The organism is Mycobacterium sp. (assembly GCF_050701675.1).
GTDB lineage: Bacteria > Actinomycetota > Actinomycetes > Mycobacteriales > Mycobacteriaceae > Mycobacterium.
This window is the reverse complement of the sequence record NZ_JBOGDD010000532.1, coordinates 1-5833: the sequence shown is the minus strand read 5'-3', so window position 1 is coordinate 5833 and position 5833 is coordinate 1. Positions and strand designations below refer to the sequence as shown.

The 5833-nt window shown below is 66.7% G+C and carries 7 protein-coding genes and 1 pseudogene; 3 read left to right on the top strand and 5 right to left on the bottom strand.

The window, feature by feature from the left end:
* A pseudogene (locus ACRDUX_RS16075) lies at window positions 1–168 on the bottom strand (6-phosphogluconate dehydrogenase); the annotation flags it as partial.
* 188 nt (window positions 169–356) lie between these two features.
* On the opposite strand from ACRDUX_RS16075, the gene ACRDUX_RS16070 reads away from it, so the two are divergent.
* A complete protein-coding gene (locus tag ACRDUX_RS16070; RefSeq protein WP_526415009.1) occupies window positions 357–1049 on the top strand; it encodes an iron-dependent transcriptional repressor DtxR in 693 nt (230 codons plus the stop codon).
* Window positions 1050–1155: 106 nt separating this feature from the next.
* Here ACRDUX_RS16070 and hxlA read toward each other — a convergent pair whose 3' ends face one another.
* Window positions 1156–1785: a 3-hexulose-6-phosphate synthase gene (hxlA, locus tag ACRDUX_RS16065; protein WP_526415008.1), complete on the bottom strand. Its 630-nt coding sequence runs from the start codon at window positions 1783–1785 to the stop codon at window positions 1156–1158.
* Window positions 1786–1835: 50 nt separating this feature from the next.
* On the bottom strand, window positions 1836–2417 hold the full coding sequence (hxlB, locus tag ACRDUX_RS16060) for a 6-phospho-3-hexuloisomerase (RefSeq protein ID WP_526415007.1): 582 nt from the start codon (window positions 2415–2417) through the stop codon (window positions 1836–1838).
* 181 nt (window positions 2418–2598) lie between these two features.
* On the opposite strand from hxlB, the gene ACRDUX_RS16055 reads away from it, so the two are divergent.
* Both ACRDUX_RS16055 and ACRDUX_RS16050 read left to right on the top strand, forming a co-directional pair.
* Window positions 2599–3852, top strand: a complete 1254-nt coding sequence (locus tag ACRDUX_RS16055; protein ID WP_526415011.1) for a helix-turn-helix transcriptional regulator — start codon at window positions 2599–2601, stop codon at window positions 3850–3852.
* 225 nt (window positions 3853–4077) lie between these two features.
* The gene (locus tag ACRDUX_RS16050; RefSeq protein WP_526415006.1) at window positions 4078–4497 is read left to right on the top strand and encodes a YkvA family protein; all 420 of its coding nucleotides are present in this window, start codon (window positions 4078–4080) and stop codon (window positions 4495–4497) included.
* A gap of 57 nt (window positions 4498–4554) precedes the next feature.
* Here the strand turns inward: ACRDUX_RS16050 and ACRDUX_RS16045 are convergent, their stop codons facing one another.
* Window positions 4555–5718 (bottom strand): GAF domain-containing sensor histidine kinase, encoded by a 1164-nt coding sequence (locus ACRDUX_RS16045; protein ID WP_526415005.1) that lies wholly within the window; start codon window positions 5716–5718, stop codon window positions 4555–4557.
* Window positions 5715–5833, bottom strand: a 119-nt coding sequence (locus ACRDUX_RS16040) for a LuxR C-terminal-related transcriptional regulator (RefSeq protein ID WP_526415010.1), incomplete at its 5' end; no start/stop codon positions are given. The genes ACRDUX_RS16040 and ACRDUX_RS16045, both read right to left, overlap by 4 nt.

The window sequence follows — 5833 nt, the reverse complement described above, 5'->3', positions numbered from 1 at the left end:
CACCCACACCGCTCGCGGGGTGGGAAGCGCCTCGACCAATGCTACGAGGCTACCCACATCGCTGTCGGCGACGTGCGGGTCGTATCCAGTCGCCGCGAGTCCTCGTTCACGTAGCCGCTCGCGAATGTTCAGGCCCATCATTCCCAGGCCGACCAATCCCAGTTCCATAGTCACCGTTCCCCTTTCGGATATCAGTGTCGTGCTGATTTCTATGTATACGGGGGTTTCGAGGCTGCCCCACCTAGCCGGACGGGGAGCTATCACTATCCGCTCGGCCAAGTGCATTCGCGCTCAGAGCTTTCGACACTGGTATCTGCCGCATGCCTGAATGCGCCAGCGAGAGACGGGGTGTGGGTGTGAAGGATCTGATCGACACCACGGAGATGTACCTCCGGACGATCTATGACTTGGAAGAAGAAGGCGTCCGCCCACTTCGAGCACGTATTGCGGAGCGACTCGAGCAGAGCTGTCCGACGGTCAGCCAGACCGTTGCCCGGATGGAGCGTGACGGTCTGCTCCTGGTCGCCGGTGATCGCCGCCTAAGGCTGACGGAGAAGGGCCGTGAACTCGCGGTGTCGGTGATGCGGAAGCACCGTCTCGCCGAACGACTGCTGGTCGACGTCATCGGCCTCCAGTGGGAAAGGGTTCATGCGGAGGCGTGCCGGTGGGAGCACGTCATGAGCGAGGAAGTCGAGCGGCGCCTGGTGAAGGTGCTCAACAACCCCACCACGTCGCCGTACGGCAACCCGATTCCGGGGCTCGGGTTGCTCGGGCTGGACCGCCCGATCGGCGACCCCGAGACACTCATCCGACTCACCGACGTGCCGCACGGCAGGCCGACCGCGGTCGTCGTCCGGCGTCTCGCGGAGCACGTGCAGTCGGATCCGGACGTCATGGGACGGTTGCGGGCGATGGGCGTCGTTCCGGACGCGCACATCACCGTCGAGACCAGAAGCGGTTCGGTCACCATTACGGTGCCCGGCCACAGCGGGTTCGAGCTGTCCGAGGAGATGGCACATGCCGTCCAGGTGAGGCAGATTCCGGAATAGTCGCCTCGCACGTCACCCGCGCTCCTCGCTGCTGACCTGTTGACCTGTTGACGACGAAAGTCCCCGAACACCAGGGGGTGTGTTCGGGGACCTTCGCGATGTGCAGCTACCGGGCGAGAGCCGCCTTGAGCGCCTTCGCCGCCGCTGCGGGGTCCGCGGCGCTGTAGATGGCGCCACCGGCGACGGCGACATCGGCGCCGGAGTCACGGACGGCGGCGATGGTGTCGACCTTCACGCCACCGGCGATCGAGAACGGGACACCGGCGAGCTTGCCGTCGTCGAGGAGGGCCTGAATGGAGTAGCCGGGCTGGGCCTGCTCGTCGAGACCGGCGTGGATTTCGACGAACGCGACACCGAGCTTGGAGACCTCACGGGCTCGCTCGACGCGGTTCTCGACGCCGATCAGGTCTGCGACGACCTTCTTGCCGTGCTTCTGTCCTGCCTCTACGGCACCCTTGATGGTGGCATCACCGGCGACACCGAGGACGGTGACCAGGTCTGCGCCGGCCGAGAAGGCGATATCGGCCTCGAGGAAGCCGGCGTCGGCGGTCTTGAGGTCGGCGAAGACCTCCTTGTCCGGGTGCGCAGCCTTGATTGCGCTGATGGCGCTGAGGCCCGCGCTCTTGATCAGCGGCGTGCCGAGTTCGATGATGTCGACGTACGGGGCCACCTTGTTGGTGAGTGCCAGGGCGTCGGCGGTGGTGAGCAAATCGACCGCAACCTGCAGTTTCGTCATGTGCTTCTCCTGTCGTTTGTCATCTATTTGGGGTTTGGCGGTGTGCCGGGTCAGCCGATGTTGGCGTGGCGTTCCCACAGCCGCTCGGCGGTCTGGTCTTCGTTGCTCCACAGCGCCTGGAACAGCGCATCGAAGGCGAGGAGCACGGACTGCTCGAACAGGCTGCCTGCGTACTGGCGGGTGACGGATCCGCTGTGGTCCTGCTTGTCGGCCGCCGGCAAGACCAGAACCTCGTCGGCGCGCTGGGCGAGCGGCGAGTCCGACGCCGTCGTGACGGCGAGCACCGAGGCACCCACCTTCTTCGCGGTATCGGCCGCGCCGACGACCGAGCCGGTGGTACCCGACCCCGACACGGCAATCAGCAGATCTCCTGCGCCGATGGCGGGGGCGGTGACTTCGCCGGCTACGTGGACGCGGAGACCGAGGTGCATCAGCCGCATCGCAGCCATCTGGGTGGCCAGGCCGCTGCGTCCGTTTCCGATCACGAACACCGCCCGCGCGGTCGTGATGAGCGATCCGGCGCGGTCCCACTGTTCTGCGCCAACGGAATTGAGCAGCCGCTCGTTCTCGTCGAGCACGATGCGGCGCCCGTCACTGAACCGTGTGTGCGCTTGCTGGACGGTGGCGGTCATGGTCCTCCTCGGTGTGGCCCGTTGTGTTCTGTCCCAAGAATGCCGATCCCGGGGCACCCCGACACCCGGCCGCACGGCGAGTCCTCGCTGGCCGGTTGGCCAGTGCCGTCCTCGGCAATACTCTGAAGGGGTGATAAGCGTCGAGGATGCGGTTCGGTTGCAGGCTGCCCGCTGGACCGAGATGCGGAAGGTGATCACGGGACCGCTCCCGGACATCGCGGTCCGCCTGTCCCAGTTCCTTGGTCACACGTCGCACGACGCCTTGGTGATCTTCACGCGTGAATGCACCGGGCGCCCACGCAAAGTGGCCGGAAATCGCGAGATCGTCGACCGCGTGACCATCGACGAGCTCGACGAGATCAAACAATCCGTCGCCCCTGGTGGCATCCGCGACGAAGTGGCCGTACTGGCCGGTTCGCGTCGCCGAATCTGGGCCGTGCGGGACGACCCCTGCGACACCCTGCTCGTCCTGGTTCCGCGGCCGTCTCAGACGGGTGCCGCCCCCGACCTTGATGAGATCGCGGCGGTGTTCGGGATTGTCGCGACCTCCATCCAGCATCAGATCGCGCAGGCCAGCCCCGACTATCTCGCCGAGTCACGGGCCGCGTCGAGTGAACGCGCCCGCACCATCGTCGAATTGACCGAGGTGCACGAGGCGACCCTGTCGTCCATCCTCGGAACCCTCCGTTCGAACGACCTCGACGATCGCCGGTCGCGCATCACCGCCGGCGAGACGGCATCGGCCGCACTGATCGCACTCCGGTCCGCGGGCGCCGCTGATCGTGCCCTGTCGGAGGAAGCTGTCACGACGGCATTCGCCAGGCTGCAAGGCGAGTTGCGCCCCCTATTGCTGCATCGGGACGTCGAAGTCGACTATGTCGACCCGCCGGCCGACGGGCGTCCGCTTCCCGGTGAGGTGGCGCACGCGGCACGGGCGATGGTGCGCGCCATCGTGCTGGCCTTCGACGCTCAACCGGTGCTGACGCGAATGCGGATCGCTTGGGACTGCGACGGCGACAACGTCCTGATCGAGATCCGTGATGGCGGGCCCAGCACGATCGACCGCACCGCCTTGGCACTCCAACTGTCCGGACGGCTGCGCACCTTGCGCGGCCGGATCGACGTCGAATCGATTCCTGGATGGGGCAACAGGGTGATGCTCACCATCCCTCTCGACCCGCCCGCGGCTCGTCCGGACGAGCACATTCTGTCCACCCTGAATCCCCGTGAACTCGAAGTCCTCGGGCATCTCGCAGTCGGCAAGCGCAACCTCGCCATCGCTGATGAGCTCGGGATCAGTCAGAGCACGATCAAGTTTCACGTTGCCAGCCTGCTGAAGAAACTCGACGTCGCCAACCGTGGGGAGGCGGCCGCGATCGGGATACGGGCCGGAATCGTCCCAGGCGAGGCACATTCGGCGCCGGGCCAAGGCTAGCCGCGGCGATCCAGGGTCCGGGCGGGGTCGGCGCCACGCGCGCGTAGCACTCCATCACGCGGCGGGCAAGTTCTCTCGTTGTTCGCCGTTGGGTGCCGGTTCGGAGGGATTATCGGTAACACTTGGCGATATGGCGGAGCAGTGCAGTGGCTGGAGTTGGTGTGCCCGGCGCCCCCGCGGCCAAGCTGCACCGCCGCCCGGCACGACTGACCGCACGGATCGCTGATGACAGAACTCTGGGGCACGCTCATCGCGGTCGCGGTCGGCCTCGTCATCGTGTGGATTGCATTGCTGATCGCACTGGCCGTGTCCCGCCCGAAGGACCTCAGCGTCACCGACGCACTGCGGCTGCTGCCCGACGTGGTGGTCCTGCTTCGGCGTCTGGCCGCCGATCCGCAACTGCCCCAAGGTGTCCGGGTCCGTCTGCTCCTGTTGCTGGCCTACCTGATCCTGCCGATCGACCTCGTACCGGACTTCATCCCCTTTCTCGGCTACGCAGACGACGCCATCATCGTTGCCATCGCGCTGCGCTCAGTCGCTCGCCGCGCCGGACCCGCCGCCATCGACGAACACTGGCCCGGCACGCCCGAAGGACTCCACGCAGTCCGACGCCTCATCGGTCTGTCGAGCCCGCCGGAGACCTGAAATCCCATCCACCTCACTACCTCGACGGCGTCGAGGTGCGCGGCTACCCGGACACCTCTAGATCGGTAGCTCGACCAGCACGGTGGTGCCACGGCCCGGGGCGGACTCCACCCGCAGAGATGCCTCGATCATGGCGCAGCGCTCGGCTATCGAACTCATGCCGAAGTGCTGCCCCCCATCGGCGTCCACCGCGCGCGCCGCCCGGCGTTCCGCTGCGTCGAAACCCTTCCCGTCGTCGGCACAGCCGAGAACGATCGAGTCACCGACGCCGCGCAGCGACAACACGATCCGATCAGCGTCGGCGTGCTTGACCGCGTTGGCCAAGGCCTCCTGGGTGATCCGGTAGAGCGCCGCGGCGGCATGATCGGGAATGTCGTCGACCGCAGCGGCCGGGTCCACGACGAGTTCGATGGACGGGCCGCCGTTACGACGGGCCATCTGGACGAGCGACTCGATCGCGGCGGCCAAGCCGAGGTCGTCGAGCACCAGGCTATGCAGGCCCGAGATGGCCGCCCTGGTCTGGTTGTACGCCACGTCGCCCAGTTTGCGTGCGTTCAGCAGTTCGGCGCGCGCGCAATCCAACTCCTGGAGGAGCATCGACTCGTCCGAAATCTCCTGCGCCGCTGCGATGGTGAGGTCCGCCGCCGAGAGATGGAACGACATGGATGCAAGCGCGGTGGTGACGCCGTCGTGCAGGTCGAAGGCGATCCTGCGCCGCTCCGCTTCCTGCGCGGAAATCGCCGCCTTGATGAGCCGGTCCCGTTCGGTGCGCTGCCTGTTGACCGTGCGCCACAACTGCTTTGCGTCCAGTCGCAGCCCGAGGATCGCGACATACGGTTCCGCGGTGCAGAGGTCGACCTCGCCGAAGGGATGGCGCGGATCGCGGTGAGCGGCAAGGACACCGACGACGTCGCCCTCCAGCCCAGGGAGCGGGATGCACATCCGGGCCACGGTCTGACCTTCCTCGAGCGCAAGCAGCTGACGGTGCAGCACGTTGCGGGGTGAGTCCGCCTCGATCAGCGCCGGTTTGCCTGTGCGAGCAACCAATCCGGTGACCCCGAAGCCAACTTGCAGCTTGAGGGAGCCTGCAGAAGGGTGGGCGGGCCAGATGTCGACGACGTCGAGGTCCTGACCGCTGACGGCGTACACCAGGACACCGTCGGCGCCGAGCAGCTGGGCCAGGTCCGTCGCAGTCGGGGCCGCCCCCGCCGAAAGGCTCAACGGAACAGCCCTTCACGTAACGCGACGGCGACGGCACCGCTCCGGTCGGAGACCCCCAACTTGCGGTAGAGCCCGCGGATATGGGTCTTCACCGTGTCCTCACTGACCACCAGTT

Excerpts from the sequence above, each read along its gene's own strand:
- hxlB (WP_526415007.1), bottom strand. The coding sequence starts at position 2,417 with ATGACCGCCACCGTCCAGCAAGCGCACACACGGTTCAGTGACGGGCGC.
- ACRDUX_RS16055 (WP_526415011.1), top strand. The coding sequence starts at position 2,599 with ATGCGGAAGGTGATCACGGGACCGCTCCCGGACATCGCGGTCCGCCTG.
- hxlA (WP_526415008.1), bottom strand. The coding sequence starts at position 1,785 with ATGACGAAACTGCAGGTTGCGGTCGATTTGCTCACCACCGCCGACGCC.
- ACRDUX_RS16050 (WP_526415006.1), top strand. The coding sequence starts at position 4,078 with ATGACAGAACTCTGGGGCACGCTCATCGCGGTCGCGGTCGGCCTCGTC.